At 39.6% G+C, this 14,428-nt stretch carries 17 protein-coding genes and 1 other annotated feature; all 17 genes read left to right on the top strand.

What is annotated here, in order from left to right; genetic code table 11:
- The 17 genes from AXF18_RS09375 to AXF18_RS09295 all read left to right on the top strand — a co-directional run bounded on the left by AXF18_RS09375 (position 1) and on the right by AXF18_RS09295 (position 14,390).
- Positions 1 to 1,725, top strand: coding sequence for an ABC transporter ATP-binding protein (locus tag AXF18_RS09375; protein WP_065371881.1), 1,725 nt, complete (start codon positions 1 to 3; stop codon positions 1,723 to 1,725).
- A 1-nt stretch (position 1,726) separates the two neighbouring features.
- A complete protein-coding gene (locus tag AXF18_RS09370) occupies positions 1,727 to 3,475 on the top strand; it encodes an ABC transporter ATP-binding protein (RefSeq protein WP_065371880.1) in 1,749 nt (582 codons plus the stop codon).
- 103 nt (positions 3,476 to 3,578) lie between these two features.
- Positions 3,579 to 4,838 carry a TRZ/ATZ family protein gene (locus AXF18_RS09365; RefSeq protein WP_061420752.1) on the top strand — a complete coding sequence of 420 codons (1,260 nt, stop codon included), beginning with the start codon at positions 3,579 to 3,581 and terminating at the stop codon, positions 4,836 to 4,838.
- A gap of 61 nt (positions 4,839 to 4,899) precedes the next feature.
- Positions 4,900 to 5,035: a sequence feature (ribosomal protein L10 leader region), on the top strand.
- 38 nt (positions 5,036 to 5,073) lie between these two features.
- Positions 5,074 to 5,574 carry a 50S ribosomal protein L10 gene (gene rplJ, locus AXF18_RS09360; RefSeq protein ID WP_065371879.1) on the top strand — a complete coding sequence of 167 codons (501 nt, stop codon included), beginning with the start codon at positions 5,074 to 5,076 and terminating at the stop codon, positions 5,572 to 5,574.
- Between the two features lie 74 nt (positions 5,575 to 5,648).
- Positions 5,649 to 6,017 carry a 50S ribosomal protein L7/L12 gene (gene rplL, locus AXF18_RS09355; RefSeq protein ID WP_001196964.1) on the top strand — a complete coding sequence of 123 codons (369 nt, stop codon included), beginning with the start codon at positions 5,649 to 5,651 and terminating at the stop codon, positions 6,015 to 6,017.
- 201 nt (positions 6,018 to 6,218) lie between these two features.
- Positions 6,219 to 6,392, top strand: coding sequence for a hypothetical protein (locus AXF18_RS09350; RefSeq protein ID WP_000159607.1), 174 nt, complete (start codon positions 6,219 to 6,221; stop codon positions 6,390 to 6,392).
- Positions 6,389 to 7,168 (top strand): replication initiator protein A, encoded by a 780-nt coding sequence (locus AXF18_RS09345; RefSeq protein WP_065371878.1) that lies wholly within the window; start codon positions 6,389 to 6,391, stop codon positions 7,166 to 7,168. The genes AXF18_RS09350 and AXF18_RS09345 overlap by 4 nt, the downstream gene beginning before the upstream one ends.
- A 99-nt stretch (positions 7,169 to 7,267) precedes the next feature.
- Positions 7,268 to 8,626, top strand: coding sequence for a DNA (cytosine-5-)-methyltransferase (gene dcm, locus AXF18_RS09340; protein ID WP_065371877.1), 1,359 nt, complete (start codon positions 7,268 to 7,270; stop codon positions 8,624 to 8,626).
- Entirely contained in the window at positions 8,610 to 9,059 is a 450-nt protein-coding gene (locus AXF18_RS09335) for a hypothetical protein (protein WP_065371876.1), read from the top strand. The genes dcm and AXF18_RS09335 overlap by 17 nt, the downstream gene beginning before the upstream one ends.
- Positions 9,052 to 9,432: a hypothetical protein gene (locus tag AXF18_RS09330; RefSeq protein ID WP_065371875.1), complete on the top strand. Its 381-nt coding sequence runs from the start codon at positions 9,052 to 9,054 to the stop codon at positions 9,430 to 9,432. The genes AXF18_RS09335 and AXF18_RS09330 overlap by 8 nt, the downstream gene beginning before the upstream one ends.
- Positions 9,433 to 9,444: 12 nt before the next feature.
- Positions 9,445 to 9,678 carry a hypothetical protein gene (locus AXF18_RS09325; protein WP_000840776.1) on the top strand — a complete coding sequence of 78 codons (234 nt, stop codon included), beginning with the start codon at positions 9,445 to 9,447 and terminating at the stop codon, positions 9,676 to 9,678.
- 2 nt (positions 9,679 to 9,680) lie between these two features.
- A complete protein-coding gene (locus AXF18_RS09320; protein ID WP_065371874.1) occupies positions 9,681 to 10,268 on the top strand; it encodes a CPBP family intramembrane glutamic endopeptidase in 588 nt (195 codons plus the stop codon).
- Positions 10,269 to 10,601: 333 nt separating this feature from the next.
- Positions 10,602 to 10,901, top strand: a complete 300-nt coding sequence (locus tag AXF18_RS09315) for a hypothetical protein (protein WP_000869759.1) — start codon at positions 10,602 to 10,604, stop codon at positions 10,899 to 10,901.
- Entirely contained in the window at positions 10,891 to 11,379 is a 489-nt protein-coding gene (locus tag AXF18_RS09310; RefSeq protein WP_000093677.1) for a hypothetical protein, read from the top strand. Before AXF18_RS09315 ends, AXF18_RS09310 begins: the two co-directional genes overlap by 11 nt.
- Positions 11,379 to 13,256: a VirD4-like conjugal transfer protein, CD1115 family gene (locus AXF18_RS09305; protein WP_065371959.1), complete on the top strand. Its 1,878-nt coding sequence runs from the start codon at positions 11,379 to 11,381 to the stop codon at positions 13,254 to 13,256. The genes AXF18_RS09310 and AXF18_RS09305 overlap by 1 nt, the downstream gene beginning before the upstream one ends.
- Positions 13,257 to 13,276: 20 nt before the next feature.
- On the top strand, positions 13,277 to 13,519 hold the full coding sequence (locus tag AXF18_RS09300) for a hypothetical protein (RefSeq protein WP_000627865.1): 243 nt from the start codon (positions 13,277 to 13,279) through the stop codon (positions 13,517 to 13,519).
- Between the two features lie 16 nt (positions 13,520 to 13,535).
- A complete protein-coding gene (locus AXF18_RS09295; protein ID WP_001054256.1) occupies positions 13,536 to 14,390 on the top strand; it encodes a conjugal transfer protein TrbL in 855 nt (284 codons plus the stop codon).
- The last annotated feature ends 38 nt before the right edge of the window (positions 14,391 to 14,428 follow it).

The raw sequence follows: 14,428 nt of genomic DNA, 5'->3' as shown, positions 1-14,428 counted from the left end.
ATGAAACACTTACTATCTTACTTCAAACCCTACATCAAAGAGTCGATTCTAGCACCCCTGTTCAAGCTGCTAGAAGCTGTTTTTGAACTCTTGGTTCCCATGGTGATTGCTGGGATTGTTGACCAGTCCTTGCCCCAGAGAGATCAAGGACACCTCTGGATGCAGATTGGCCTGCTCCTTATCTTTGCAGTGATTGGCGTTTTAGTGGCCTTGGTAGCCCAGTTTTACTCAGCTAAGGCTGCGGTGGGTTTTGCCAAAGAACTGACAGACGACCTTTATCGTCATATTCTTTTCTTATCTAAGGACAGCAGAGATCGTTTGACAACTTCTAGCTTGGTGACTCGCTTGACTTCGGATATTTACCAGATTCAGACTGGGATCAATCAATTCCTGCGCCTCTTTTTGAGAGCGCCTATTATCGTTTTTGGAGCCATTTTTATGGCCTATCGCATCTCGGCTGAGCTGACTTTCTGGTTCTTAGTTATGGTTGTCATTTTGACGATTGTCATTGTCGGTCTCTCTCGACTGGTCAATCCTCTCTACAGCAGTCTCAGAAAGAAAACGGATCAGCTGGTTCAGGAAACGCGTCAGCAATTACAAGGGATGCGAGTCATTCGTGCTTTTGGCCAGGAAAAACGAGAATTACAGATTTTTCAAACTCTTAACCAAGTTTATGCTAGATTGCAAGAAAAGACGGGTTTCTGGTCTAGTTTGTTAACACCTCTGACCTATCTGATTGTCAATGGAACTCTTCTTGTCATCATCTGGCAGGGCTATATTTCAATTCAAGGAGGTTTACTCAGTCAAGGTGCCCTGATTGCCCTCATCAACTATCTCTTGCAGATTTTGGTGGAATTGGTTAAGCTCGCCATGCTGATCAATTCCCTCAACCAGTCCTACATCTCAGCCAAGCGAATCGAGGAAGTTTTTACCGAAGCTCCAGAAGATATTTATTCAGAATTAGAAGAAAAGCAAGCTACCGGTGATCGGGTTTTGCAAGTCCAAGAATTGACCTTTACCTATCCCGATGCGGCTCAAGCTTCTCTGAGAGACATTTCCTTTAATATGACTCAAGGGCAAATCCTTGGTATCATCGGGGGAACGGGTTCTGGTAAGTCAAGCTTGGTGCAAGTCTTACTTGGTCTTTATCCAGCAGATAAGGGAAGCATTGACCTTTATCGAGATGGGCGTAGTCCTCGTAATTTGGAGCAGTGGCGGTCTTGGATTGCCTATGTACCTCAAAAAGTCGAACTTTTTAAAGGAATTATTCGTTCCAACTTGACTCTAGGTTTCAATCAAGAAGTATCTGACCAGCAACTATGGCAGGCCTTGGAGATTGCGCAAGCTAAGGATTTTGTCAGTGAAAAGGAAGGACTCTTGGATGCCCTAGTTGAGGCAGGAGGGCGAAATTTCTCAGGCGGACAAAAACAAAGGCTGTCTATTGCACGTGCAGTCTTGCGTCAAGCTCCATTTCTCATCCTAGATGATGCGACCTCGGCCCTCGATACCATCACAGAGTCCAAGCTCTTGAAAGCTATCCGAGAAAATTTGCCAAACACGAGTTTAATCTTGATTTCTCAACGGACTTCGACACTTCGTATGGCTGACCAGATTCTCCTCTTGGAAAAAGGGGAGCTCCTAGCTGTTGGCAAGCACGATGACTTGATGAAGACTAGCCAAGTCTATCGTGAAATCAATGCATCCCAACATGGAAAGGAGGACTAGCATGAAACGACAAACTGCAAACCAGACGCTCAAACGTTTGGCCATAGATTTAGCAAGCCATCCCTCCCTCCTTTTCCTAGCCTTTCTAGGAACTATTGCCCAAGTTGGCTTATCAATTTACTTACCTATTCTGATTGGGCAGGTCATTGACCAGGTCCTAGTTGCTGATTCTTCACCAGTTTTTTGGCAGATTTTCATTCAGATGATCTTGGTAGTCATAGGAAATACTCTGGTACAATGGGCCAATCCTCTTCTTTATAATCGTCTAATCTTCTCTTATACCAGAGACTTGCGAGAGCGAATCATCCATAAACTTCATCGGTTACCGATTGCTTTTGTGGATCGGCAGGGCAGTGGAGAGATGGTCAGTCGTGTGACTACAGATATAGAACAGTTGGCAACTGGCTTGACCATGATTTTTAACCAATTTTTCATTGGTGTTTTGATGATTTTGGTTAGTATTCTAGCCATGCTCCAAATTCACCTTCTCATGACCCTCTTGGTCTTGCTGTTGACGCCCCTGTCCATGGTGATTTCACGCTTTATTGCCAAACGCTCCTATCATCTCTTCCAGAAGCAAACAGAGACGAGGGGAATTCAGACTCAGTTGATTGAAGAGTCGCTTAGCCAGCAGACCATTATCCAGTCCTTCAATGCTCAGACAGAGTTTATCCAAAGACTGCACGAGGCGAATGCCAACTACGCAAGCTATTCTCAGTCAGCTATCTTTTATTCCTCAACGGTTAATCCTTCGACTCGCTTTGTCAATGCGCTCATTTATGCTCTTCTAGCTGGAGTAGGAGCTTATCGTATCATGATGGGTTCAACCTTGACCATTGGGCGTTTAGTAACTTTTTTGAACTATGTTCAGCAGTATACCAAGCCCTTTAACGATATTTCTTCAGTGCTAGCTGAGTTGCAAAGTGCTCTCGCTTGCGCAGAGCGCGTCTATGCTGTCTTAGAAAGTCCAGAGGTGGCTGAAACAGGTAAGGAAGTCTTGACCAGTGACCAAGTTAAGGGAGCCATTTCCTTTAAGCATGTTTCTTTTGGATACCATCCTGAAAGGATCTTGATTAAGGATTTGTCTATCAATATCCCAGCTGGTAGCAAGGTAGCCATCGTTGGTCCTACAGGTGCTGGTAAGTCAACTCTTATCAATCTCCTCATGCGTTTTTATCCTATTAACTCGGGAGATATCTTGTTAGATGGGCAGTCCATTTATGATTATACCCGAGCGTCATTGAGACAGCAGTTTGGGATGGTACTCCAAGAAACCTGGCTCAAGCAAGGGACCATTCATGACAATATTGCCTTTGGAAATCCTGATGCCAGTCGGGAGCAAGTGATTGCTGCTGCAAAGGCAGCCAATGCAGACTTTTTCATCCAACAGTTACCCCAAGGCTATGATACCAAACTGGAAAATGCAGGAGAATCTCTCTCTGTTGGGCAAGCCCAGCTCTTGACCATCGCCCGAGTCTTTCTAGCTATTCCAAAGATTCTTATCTTAGACGAAGCGACTTCCTCCATCGATACACGGACAGAGGTGCTAGTACAGGATGCCTTTGCCAAACTCATGAAGGGGCGCACAAGCTTTATTATTGCTCACCGTTTGTCAACCATTCAGGATGCGGATTTGATTCTTGTCTTGGTAGATGGTGACATTGTGGAGCATGGTAACCATCAGGATCTCATGGATAGAAAGGGCAAGTATTACCAAATGCAAAAAGCTGCGGCCTTTAGCTCTGAATAAGTCATTCCTACCCATTTAAATTCTTAATGACACTAAAAGTTGCCTTCGGGTGACTTTTTTGTTACAATAGCTAGAAAAATCAGGGTCTTAGAAGGAGAAAACAATGAAAGTCTATCAGCATGTAAATATCGTGACTTGTGACCAAGATTTCCATGTCTATCTGGATGGTATTTTAGCCGTTAAGGACTCTCAAATCGTCTATGTCGGCCAAGAGGAGCCAGAGATTTTAGAGCAAGCTGAGCAGATTATAGACTATCAGGGAGCCTGGATCATGCCTGGTTTGGTCAATTGCCACACCCATTCTGCTATGACAGGTTTGCGAGGAATTCAGGATGACAGCAATCTCCACGAATGGCTCAATGACTATATCTGGCCAGCAGAAGCAGGCTTTACTCCCGACATGACTACCAAGGCAGTCAAAGAAGCTCTGACAGAGATGCTCCAGTCAGGGACAACAACCTTCAACGATATGTATAATCCCAATGGTGTGGATATTGAGCAAATTTATCAGGCAGTCAAGGCCTCTAAGATGCGTTGTTATTTCTCACCAACCCTTTTTTCTTCAGAGGCAGAATCAACTGCTGAGACTATGAGCAGAACCCGAGCCATCATAGAGGAAATCTTAGGATATGAAAATCCAAATTTCAAGGTTATGGTAGCCCCTCATTCTCCCTACAGCTGTAGTAAAGACTTGCTGGAAGCGAGTTTAGATATGGCAAAAGAGCTGAATATTCCTATCCATATCCATGTGGCGGAGACCAAGGAGGAGTCAGGAATAATCCTGAAACGATACGGCAAACGCCCTCTCGCCTTTCTAGAAGAACTAGGTTACTTAGATCATCCGTCTGTCTTTGCTCATGGGGTCGAGCTAAACGAACGAGAAATTGAACGTTTGGTAACCTCTCAAGTGGCTATCGCCCACAATCCTATCAGTAACCTCAAACTGGCCTCAGGGATCGCTCCCATCATCCAACTGCAAAAAGCAGGAGTAGCAGTGGGGATTGCGACAGACTCGGTTGCTTCCAATAACAATCTAGATATGTTCGAGGAAGGACGGACAGCAGCCCTTCTTCAAAAGATGAAAAGTGGAGATGCCAGCCAATTTCCTATCGAAACAGCCCTTAAGGCACTGACAATCGAAGGAGCTAAGGTTCTAGGAATGGAAAAGCAGATAGGAAGCCTAGAAGTTGGCAAGCAAGCGGATTTTCTGGTCATTCAACCACAAGGAAAAATCCATCTTCAACCTCAGAATAATATGCTCTCGCATCTAGTCTATGCAGTCAAATCCAGTGATGTTGATGATGTTTATATCGCTGGAGAACAGGTGGTTAAGCAAGGCAAAGTTTTGACAGTAGAGATTTAAAAAAATTTAAAAAAAGTTTGCAAAAATCTTGCATTCTTTTTTTGTCTATGCTATACTTATATACGGTTTGAAAAAACTGCCTAAGACAGTAGGGGAGCTCGACTCATAAAGATCCTACCGAGGACAAAACGTATCATGTAAAAAGAAGCGTATTGTACTTTCGTGTCTAGGTTTGGGCGCGTTTTTCTTTTGGAAAAATTCCCCAAGCAAAATAATTACGGAGGTGAACACACTAATGAGTGAAGCAATTATTGCTAAAAAAGCGGAACTAGTTGACGTAGTAGCTGAAAAAATGAAAGCTGCTGCATCTATCGTCGTTGTAGACGCTCGTGGTTTGACAGTTGAGCAAGATACAGTTCTTCGTCGTGAGCTTCGTGGAAGCGAAGTTGAGTATAAAGTCATTAAAAACTCAATCTTGCGTCGTGCAGCTGAAAAAGCTGGTCTTGAAGATCTTGCATCAGTATTTGTTGGACCATCTGCAGTAGCATTTTCTAACGAAGATGTTATCGCACCAGCGAAAATCTTGAACGATTTTGCTAAAAACGCTGAAGCACTTGAAATCAAAGGTGGTGCAATCGAAGGCGCTGTCGCATCTAAAGAAGAAATCGTTGCTCTTGCAACTCTTCCAAACCGCGAAGGACTTCTTTCTATGCTCCTTTCTGTACTTCAAGCGCCAGTGCGCAAAGTTGCTCTTGCAGTCAAAGCGGTTGCAGACAACAAAGAAGACGCAGCTTAATCTTAAGCTACGCAGCGTAGCCTAGCTACGGAAAAACTATTATAAAATTAAAAACTTATTTGGAGGAAATAACAATGGCATTGAACATTGAAAACATTATTGCTGAAATTAAAGAAGCTTCAATCCTTGAATTGAACGACCTTGTAAAAGCTATCGAAGAAGAATTTGGTGTAACTGCAGCTGCTCCTGTAGCTGTTGCTGCAGCTGGTGCTGCTGACGCTGGTGCTGCTAAAGACTCATTTGACGTTGAGTTGACAGCTGCTGGTGACAAAAAAGTTGGCGTTATCAAAGTTGTACGTGAAATCACTGGTCTTGGACTTAAAGAAGCTAAAGAACTTGTTGATGGTGCACCAGGTGTCATCAAAGAAGGCGTTCCAACTGCAGAAGCTGAAGAAATCAAAGCTAAATTGGAAGAAGCTGGAGCTTCAGTTACTCTTAAATAAGAGGCATATACCAATTAGAATTCGGAATACTATAGTATCAGCCTTTTAGAATCGTGAACACATTTTAGAAACTGATAATTTAATTTAGTTTCCTACCAAAAACCCTACCAAAAATTAATTTGGCAGGGTTTTTCTTTTTAATAAAATTATTTTGGAGAACAGTTGAATATTGTTCTCCTTTTTTTATTTTCTGGAGGAAAAATGACAAAAGAATTACAATCATCACGCTATATTGTCATTTCATTTTTAGTACGTGAAATGGGAATTGACATTGTTGAAGCCATCTCTCTTATGGCTGAATTAGAAAAAAGTGGCTTGGTTCGATTGGAATCAAGTGGAGATTTAATACTCAAAGAACTTGGAGGAGCGCTATGAAACGAATTACCGCAAATCAATACCAAACTTCAGAACGGTATTACAAATTACCTAAAATTCTTTTTGAGGATGAGAAATATATGGATATGAAACTAGAAGTAAAGGTGGCTTATTCTATTTTAAAAGATCGTTTAGAATTATCTCTCAGTCGTGGTTGGATAGATGAAGAAGGAGCGGTTTATTTAGTATTTTCTAACTCTAAACTGATGAAACTGTTAGGTTGTTCGAAGTCAAAATTACTGTCTATCAAAAAAATTCTTAAAGAATATGACTTAATTGATGAAGTCCAACAGTCTTCAAGTGAGAAAGGGAGACTAGCTAATAAGATTTATTTAGGGGAGTTGTCTTCTACCCCAGTAGCTAGTTCAAACAGGCCTAGTGTTAAAAAAAGACTAGGGCAGGTTAAAAATGAAACGGCCCCCGTCTCATATTCAGCCCCTAGTGAGACTGAAGTTAGTGAGACTGAAATTAGTGAGACTGAATCTTTATTTATTGAGGATGAGGAGGATAGGAATACTCAACCTATCTTGAAAAGAAAAGTAGAAAAGGTCACAAAATATGATCGAGATTATATTTGGGGATTGGTACAAGATCAATTTAGACGAGAGGGGTTTTCTGAAACAGCCAGTGAAATTGCTATGACTGATTTTGAGAGAATCTATCAGTATGCTCTTGACAATGTTCGCTTTGTTAGACGAGCGGAAGTTTTGGCTGAATTTGTGTTTAACGGCTTGTATTCTGTTTGGAATAACCGTGTTAGAAAAGGAGGTGGTTAAAATGTCGCCAATCGAGTGGGTATTAGTCATTCTTATTTTAATTTCAAGTGGAGTGACACTTTGGACATTGATAGTCGATCAGAAAGGGGTGATAAAGAAATGAGATTTATTGATTTATTTTCAGGTATAGGTGGATTTCGGCTTGGAATGGAAAGTGCTGGACACGAGTGTATTGGATTTTGTGAGATTGATAAATTTGCTAGAGAATCTTATAAATCCATTTTTCAAACGGAAGGAGAAATAGAATTTCATGACATACGAGATGTTTCAGATGACGAATTTAAAAAACTTAGAGGGAAAGTCGATGTCATCTGTGGGGGATTCCCTTGTCAAGCATTTTCAATCGCAGGAAGACGATTGGGATTTGAAGATACTAGAGGAACTTTGTTCTTTGAAATTGCTCGGGCGGCCAAACAAATCCAACCACGTTTTCTTTTTCTTGAAAATGTTAAAGGCCTACTCAATCACGATAAGGGAAGGACGTTCACCACAATCCTTACCACACTTGATGAGTTGGGGTTTGATGTTGAGTGGCAGGTGCTTAACAGTAAGGATTTTGGCGTTCCCCAGAACAGAGAGAGGGTGTTTATTATCGGACATTCTAGAAAGAAAGGTACCAGACTCCTATTTCCTTTCAGACGAGAAGGTCAAGCAACTAACTCTGAGACTTTAAAAACACTAGGGAATTTGAATCCATCAAAAAGTGGAATGAGTGGTAAAGTCTATTATTCAGAAGGTCTTGCGCCAACCTTAGTTCGTGGAAAAGGAGAAGGATTTAAAGTTGCGATTCCTTGTATGACACCAGACAGATTAGAAAAAAGACAAAATGGTAGACGTTTCAAGGATAATCAAGAGCCAATGTTTACTTTAAATACTCAGGATCGCCATGGTATAGTCGTTGTTGGAGATTTACCAACTAGCTTTAAGGAAACTGGTCGCGTCTATGGAAGTGAGGGCTTATCTCCAACACTGACTACGATGCAAGGTGGAGATAAAATACCCAAAATACTAATTCCAGAACCAATCCAATTTCTAAAAGTACGAGAAGCAACTAAAAAAGGATATGCTCAAGCAGAAGTAGGAGATTCAATCAATTTGGAAAGACCAAGTTCTCAGTATCGTCGAGGTAGAGTTGGAAAAGGTATAGCTAATACGTTAACAACTAGTGGTCAAATGGGAGTAGTAGTTGCTAGCTATGAAGGAGAAGATAAACAAGTTTACCATGTTGCTGGTATTTTAATAGATGGACAATTTTACCGTTTGAGAATACGACGAATCACTCCTAAAGAGTGTTTTCGCCTGCAGGGTTTTCCTGATTGGGCTTTTGAAGCTGCTAGAAAAGTCTCTAGTAATAGTCAGCTCTATAAACAAGCTGGTAATAGTGTAACCGTTCCTGTGATTGCTGCAATCGCAAAGAAATTAAAAGAAATAGAGGAAAAAGATGAAATCTTTAAATAAAGAGTCAATACTAGATTGTGATGAATTAGAAACACAATTACATGATGCAGAGATCAAACAGCTAGATGAACAAATATTTTTGATGCCCAATTATCCATGTGAGTTTGAAGTGACATTTTTAGATGATTACCATAAAAAACATAACTACCCCCTATTTTACGAATCCTACCTTCAAAACGTTATGGAATTCCTTGAAAGTCAGGATATAAAGAATGGAGCTGATGCCTTTGTAGATGATCATCAAAATCTTGTTTTTGTTTTATATGGACAAGGCTATCGAGCCGAGGGAAAAGAGGGAATACTTACAACCCAAGTAACTGTAAAAGCTTATGATGAAGACAAGCAACCGATTAACTTCGCAAATTTATTAGATTCCTTAATCGTATCAGAATATCAAATGGAACCGAGTCTTTGGGAGGTCTCCCATGATTGATCTCTATCTAAGTAAAAATAACCATAGAAATCAACTTCTTTTAGATTTCTTTCAAAACTACGGAATAGAGGTATCTTGTCATTCGATTTCTGAAATGACAAAGGATAAATTAATTGAGATGATGAGTTATTCTTCAGATTGTTTTGAGTTTTTATCTCCCAATTTATTACGATTTAAGAACCGTGACAATCTAAGATTAACAGATTTCATTGAGATGATTTTAAAAAATCCTGAACTAACTATCAGGCTTCCTCTTGCGGTTTCAAATAAGCGAGTTTATCCAAATCTGAATCTAGAGGAGGCTAGAGCTCTATTGCCAAGAGATACGAAACAATTGATTTACATGGCACAAACACATTATTTATCTAACTAAAGGAGAAGCAATATGGCTGAACGATTTTGGGAGAACTTGTCCATTATTTTGGCTGAAAGAAATATTAGCTGGATTGAGTTAACCAGAAAAATGTTTGCGGGAGAGTTTCACTATCCAAGTGAATTGAATCGTTTGTATCAAAAGATTCGCCACTATAAGATGGAACAACGAATGCCTCAAAGTCCATGGGTAGAAAGGATTGTGCAGGTATTAGATTTAGATTATGAAGATTTATTTCGGAGGTAACTATGAAAAGAATAATTCCAGTTTATATATTCCAACAAGGAAATGTCCTATTGGTATCTCTATACTTACTGAAATTTCTTTGTATCGGTGAGTTAACTATACTACAGATTCTCTATGGTGCGTCACTCATTTCATTTTTATGGATGTATGGCCAGCGTAAACAAGCGCATAAGATTGATATGAAATCTAGGATGAAATGGCTTGGTATTGGATTATCTAGCCTACTGATTATAAGTCTATGTTTTAGTCTAATACATGCTCAAGGAACCACGAATCAAGCAAACTTAATTGGTCTTCAACATCAAGTTCCTTGGTTTTCATTTTTATTGTTTTTAATTAATGCGAGTATGGTTGAAGAATTTCTGTATCGAGAAATCTTATGGAAGTTGGTCAGAAAATTAGACATCAGAATTGCCTTGACAAGTGTTTTGTTTGCCTTAGCTCATCATCCAGGAACCATTCTAGCTTGGTGTTTGTATGTTTCGTTGGGAATGTTTTTAGGGATGGTGCGCTATAAATCGGACTTATGGGGCAGTATGGGGCTACATTTAGTGTGGAACCTACTAGTTTATAGTTTGCTGCTTTTTTAGACCAAATTAGTTTGTTTTAGGGAAATGAAATGCTAACGTTATGTAACAATGTTAGTCTTTTATTTCAAAATCTTTGATTAATCTGAATTTAGCTTGACAGAAAAATAAGAAATGTGATAAAAATTTCAACTACTCTTATCTATAATAAAGCTACCTGTTCTTTGAAAATTGAATCCACTCCGTCTTGATTAGCGTGCCTGTGTAAGTAGGGACTGAGAGTATTTCCCTGTGAAGGGCAACTGGCACAAGACGTGTGTGAGAATTTTCTAACAGACACGGAGTTTATCGTTACCAGACTTAAACGATGCGACAAACTAGATAAAGGAGTTAATCATGAAGGTAGTAAACTTGTATGATTTAAAACAAATGGGAAATAAAGGTGGTTGTACCATCCAATTGATTCATCACTTTCCTTTTGGTATGGGCTTAGGACATCTCAAAAAAGACTACATTGAATTTAAACGTGTTGGTATCATTGATGGGAAAGCAGTAGAAGTTACTCTTCGAGAACCTTATTCGAGAGATCTACTGCAGGTTGTCAAGTCGATTAAGCAACGTCAGAAATTGATAGCTTATCGTTATAAAGAAGGAAAGCTGCTATTTGTTAAGAAGGAGGCCTCAGATGTCCTCTGAACAACAGGAACGAATGGCAGTTCAATATGCAGAGCGTAGTCTTTTATTTACTGTAAAAAGTCTCTTAAAGATTCTAGAATGGTCTAGACGTCAGGCTTTAGCACAGGATTCCGCCTATAAGATAGGGGTGCAGAAATTAGAAGAATTGCTACAATCTCCTTATTCGATTGATACGATTAATCTGAAAAAAGATTTTTTAGACAAACCAATTGATATAGAGAAATTTAAAGCTTTTTTAGAAAAAGAAGAGATTCCTTTAGCCATCGCTTGGCAAGGGGATTCTCTGCATTTCTACACGAAAGACCGTTCGATTCTAGACAATCATTTAGACCATCTGCTAGAAAAAATGGTTAATGATCCGGAGAAATTAGCTGATTTTACCATGGATAAGTCATTAGACGATGCAATTGATGAGGCTAAATCCCAAATTACCTTTAGACAAGAAGGGGCCGTCAAACAGAAAGAGATGGTGAGATGATGTACAGTGGAAAGAAATTCCTACTATTCTCACTGTTAGGTATCTTACTAGGCTATCTTTTTCATCGTTTGACGCTTTTGTATGATTCCTATACTGGAAATACCTTAGATAAATGGACTCATCTTCTGATGGAAGGTCAAGATGAAGTTCTTCAGTCGCCATGGAATGTTTCTTTTACTGGAAAATCAAGTGCTTTTTTTCTACTAGGTTTTGTGATGATGTTACTGGTTTATCTCTATCTAGAGACTGGTAAAAAACAATACCGAGAAGGAGTAGAATACGGGAGCGCCCGTTTTGGAACTCTAAAAGAAAAGAAGCTCTTTTACGGTAAGGAATTTTCTCATGATACGATCTTAGCACAAGATGTTCGTTTGACATTACTAGATAAAAAACCACCCCAATATGATAGAAATAAGAATATTGCGGTGATAGGAGGTTCAGGAAGTGGGAAGACATTTCGCTTTGTGAAACCCAATCTGATTCAGATGAATAGTTCAAATATTGTCGTGGATCCTAAAGATCACTTGGCCGAGAAAACAGGCAAACTCTTTTTAGAACATGGCTACCAAGTAAAGGTGTTAGATTTAGTCAATATGAAGAACTCAGATGGCTTCAATCCTTTTCGCTATATAGAGACAGAAAATGATTTGAATCGCATGCTGACGGTTTATTTCAATAACACCAAAGGCTCTGGTTCCCGTAGTGATCCATTTTGGGATGAAGCTTCTATGACTTTGGTTCGAGCTTTAGCCTCTTACTTGGTCGATTTCTATAATCCACCTAAAACAAGAGAACAGCTCATTGAAGAGAGTCGTTTGAGTCAAAAAGAATACCAGAACTTGTTGAAACGTCAAAAAAAAGAAGTGGAAGAGCGAAAAAAACGAGGGCGTTATCCAAGTTTTTCTGAAATCTCAAAACTCATTAAACACTTATCCAAGGGTGATAACCAAGAAAAAAGTGTCTTAGAAATTCTATTTGAAAATTATGCTAAAAAGTATGGAACTGAAAATTTTACCATGCGAAATTGGGCAGATTTCCAAAATTATAAGGATAAGACTCTGGATTCTGTCATAGCTGTAACCACTGCTAAATTTGCACTCTTCAATATTCAAAGTGTCATGGATTTGACCAAAAGAGATACCCTTGATATGAAGACATGGGGCAAGGAAAAATCAATGGTTTACTTAGTTATTCCAGATAACGATAGTACCTTTCGCTTTCTTTCAGCCCTCTTTTTTTCAACCGTATTTCAAACCCTAACAAGACAAGCAGATATTGATTTTAAGGGTCAATTGCCTCTTCATGTAAGAGTTTACTTAGATGAGTTCGCAAATATCGGAGAAATTCCAGATTTTGCTGAACAAACCTCAACAGTTCGTTCTCGTAATATGAGTCTCGTTCCCATTCTACAAAATATTGCCCAACTTCAAGGGCTCTATAAAGAAAAAGAAGCTTGGAAAACCATTCTTGGGAACTGTGATAGCTTAGTCTACTTAGGTGGGAATGATGAAGATACCTTTAAATTTATGAGTGGATTACTTGGTAAACAAACCATTGATGTTCGAAATACTAGTCGTTCCTTTGGCCAGACAGGTTCAGGATCCCTTTCTCATCAAAAGATTGCTCGTGATTTAATGACACCTGATGAAGTCGGAAATATGAAACGGCATGAATGCTTGGTTCGAATTGCCAATATGCCTGTCTTTAAAAGCAAAAAATACAATTCCACTAAGCATCCAAACTGGAAGTACCTAGCCAATCAAGAAACCGATGAACGGTGGTGGAACTATCAGATCAATCCTTTGAATCAAAGACAAGAAAATCATCTTGAAGGCCTTAGAATTCGTGATTTAACTTTTGAATCTAGTTTAAAATAAAAATAGAAAAGAGGAAATAGATGATTACGCATTTTAAAGGTTTTGTTTATGGAGTAGACGCAAGTGCCATGTTTGCACAAGCTATGTCTTTGTTGCAGAAGGGATTGATTGCAGTTGGTGCCTTTCTCGTTGTTGTGGGGATTGTCAATCTTGCAACCAACATTAAAGATGGTGGACCAGGTGTTCGGAATGCCATTCTGGAAATTGTCGGTGGTGTTATGGTCGGGGCTGCTGGAGCCTTTGTAACCCAGATTTCAATTTAGGAGGATAAACAATGACATGAATCTTAGTTTAGTCTCACCCTTTGTTTACCTTGCATCTGAAAAAATATCAGCTGAAAATTTATTTGAAGGATTTAATGTGGATTTACAATCTACGGTAGATCTGATTAAATCTCTATCTAGCTACAATCCAACCGTTTGGACTTATATGTCTAGTATTACTAAAAGTGTCATGCAGCCTCTTGGCGTTGCGATTTTATCAGTTGTTCTTATCTTAGAATTTTCGAAGATGGCAAAGAAAATTGCTAACTCTGGTGGAGCGATGACCTTTGAAGCATTAGCGCCGATGTTGATTAGTTATATTATGGTCGCAGTTGTAATTACCAACACTACCGTCATTGTAGAAGCCATCATCGGGATTGCGAGTCACGCCATTGAACAAGTGGCCTCGATTGTGGCTCACGGTGGGGCAAAGTATGATACAATCTCTGGATTAAAAGGGTCAGGATTTATTGGCCGGATGATTGTGGGCTTTTTCGCCCTCCTCATTTGGCTTGTTCGGATAGTAAGTGCAGCCATGGTCAATCTTTTGGTATCCATTCGATTTATTCAGCTCTACCTTATGATTCCATTTGCCCCTCTTACGATTCCAACATTTTTAAGCGATGAATGGAAGTCTATTGGTATTGGCTATTTAAAAAATATTATGGTCTATGCGGTACAAGGGGTTCTTATTTTTCTGATTGTTTCTCTTGTTCCTTTGTTTGAATCTGCTGGGAAGATAGCTGTTTCAAATGGTGCAGGAGTCTTGCAATCACTTGCGATTATGTTTGGTAGTTTGATACAAGCTATCTTACTGATTATTGCCCTCGTTGGTTCTCAACGTACGGCTCGCTCAATCTTAGGTATGTAATTAGATAAAGGCTAGGAAGTGAATGCTTCTTAGCCTTT

This window comes from Streptococcus sp. oral taxon 064 (assembly GCF_001683375.1).
In the GTDB taxonomy this organism is placed as follows: domain Bacteria; phylum Bacillota; class Bacilli; order Lactobacillales; family Streptococcaceae; genus Streptococcus; species Streptococcus oralis_S.
Note: the sequence above shows the minus strand (reverse complement) of the source record. Positions and strands in the feature narration are given on the sequence as shown.

Bases quoted from the DNA above. Each gene is read 5' to 3' on its own strand.
- dcm (WP_065371877.1), top strand. From the start codon at position 7,268: ATGAGATTTATTGATTTATTTTCAGGTATAGGTGGATTTCGGCTTGGA.
- AXF18_RS09315 (WP_000869759.1), top strand. From the start codon at position 10,602: ATGAAGGTAGTAAACTTGTATGATTTAAAACAAATGGGAAATAAAGGT.
- AXF18_RS09350 (WP_000159607.1), top strand. From the start codon at position 6,219: ATGACAAAAGAATTACAATCATCACGCTATATTGTCATTTCATTTTTA.
- AXF18_RS09305 (WP_065371959.1), top strand. From the start codon at position 11,379: ATGTACAGTGGAAAGAAATTCCTACTATTCTCACTGTTAGGTATCTTA.
- AXF18_RS09310 (WP_000093677.1), top strand. From the start codon at position 10,891: ATGTCCTCTGAACAACAGGAACGAATGGCAGTTCAATATGCAGAGCGT.
- AXF18_RS09345 (WP_065371878.1), top strand. From the start codon at position 6,389: ATGAAACGAATTACCGCAAATCAATACCAAACTTCAGAACGGTATTAC.
- rplL (WP_001196964.1), top strand. From the start codon at position 5,649: ATGGCATTGAACATTGAAAACATTATTGCTGAAATTAAAGAAGCTTCA.
- AXF18_RS09295 (WP_001054256.1), top strand. From the start codon at position 13,536: ATGAATCTTAGTTTAGTCTCACCCTTTGTTTACCTTGCATCTGAAAAA.
- AXF18_RS09325 (WP_000840776.1), top strand. From the start codon at position 9,445: ATGGCTGAACGATTTTGGGAGAACTTGTCCATTATTTTGGCTGAAAGA.
- AXF18_RS09370 (WP_065371880.1), top strand. From the start codon at position 1,727: ATGAAACGACAAACTGCAAACCAGACGCTCAAACGTTTGGCCATAGAT.
- AXF18_RS09300 (WP_000627865.1), top strand. From the start codon at position 13,277: ATGATTACGCATTTTAAAGGTTTTGTTTATGGAGTAGACGCAAGTGCC.
- AXF18_RS09330 (WP_065371875.1), top strand. From the start codon at position 9,052: ATGATTGATCTCTATCTAAGTAAAAATAACCATAGAAATCAACTTCTT.
- AXF18_RS09335 (WP_065371876.1), top strand. From the start codon at position 8,610: ATGAAATCTTTAAATAAAGAGTCAATACTAGATTGTGATGAATTAGAA.
- AXF18_RS09365 (WP_061420752.1), top strand. From the start codon at position 3,579: ATGAAAGTCTATCAGCATGTAAATATCGTGACTTGTGACCAAGATTTC.
- AXF18_RS09320 (WP_065371874.1), top strand. From the start codon at position 9,681: ATGAAAAGAATAATTCCAGTTTATATATTCCAACAAGGAAATGTCCTA.
- AXF18_RS09375 (WP_065371881.1), top strand. From the start codon at position 1: ATGAAACACTTACTATCTTACTTCAAACCCTACATCAAAGAGTCGATT.
- rplJ (WP_065371879.1), top strand. From the start codon at position 5,074: ATGAGTGAAGCAATTATTGCTAAAAAAGCGGAACTAGTTGACGTAGTA.